Origin of the sequence: Arsenophonus sp. ENCA, assembly GCF_002287155.1 — a bacterium.
In the GTDB taxonomy this organism is placed as follows: domain Bacteria; phylum Pseudomonadota; class Gammaproteobacteria; order Enterobacterales; family Enterobacteriaceae; genus Arsenophonus; species Arsenophonus nilaparvatae.
On sequence record NZ_NHNG01000339.1, the window covers coordinates 1 to 580 of the forward strand.

At 40.3% G+C, this 580-nt stretch carries 1 protein-coding gene and 1 pseudogene; one reads left to right on the plus strand and one right to left on the minus strand.

Annotated elements, in window-relative coordinates; all coding sequences use genetic code 11:
- Positions 1–238: pseudogene (locus CBG25_RS09075) on the plus strand (hypothetical protein); the annotation flags it as partial.
- Between the two features lie 37 nt (positions 239–275).
- On the opposite strand, the gene CBG25_RS09080 reads toward CBG25_RS09075, so the two are convergent.
- Positions 276–580: transposase family protein (locus CBG25_RS09080; protein WP_290603625.1), on the minus strand; the 305-nt coding region annotated here is incomplete at its 5' end.

The window sequence follows — 580 nt, forward strand, 5'->3', positions numbered from 1 at the left end:
TACTGTATTTGGTAAAGATCAGAAGTCATTCTTACTGACTCTAGCGGATAAAGCTACCAAGCAGATTATTATCCGCAAGTTACCGAATAAACGCGCTGATACTGTTGTAGATGCTTTCCGTGACATTGTAGCAAATACCTTCTGTGACTTTAAAACTTTGACGGCCGATAACGGTTCTGAGTTCTCCATGCATAAACAGATAACTGAGATCACCGGTGCTAATAAGCGTGTTGCTTAATAGTGAAATAAGGGTGTTTCGGTGATTGAAGTAAATTTTACGCTGTTCTGAGATGGAAATTCCAAAGACCTGCGCTAAGGAGTAAGAAGGTATCATCAATAAAGGGTCTACGATTCCGTAAAATTTGGGTCATGCAACCGAGGCGCTTGATACCCGCGATGGCGTGTTCAACTGTAATACGGATGCCCGAGATTATTTTATTTTCTTGTTTTTGTTCAGGCGATAAAGGTCTTTTTCGAGTTCCTTTTTTTGGGATTTGTGTATTAGGATGCTGTTTATCTATACCTTGAAAACCGGTATCTGCCCAGATGGTTACCTCAGGAGGAATATGGCGAATTATAT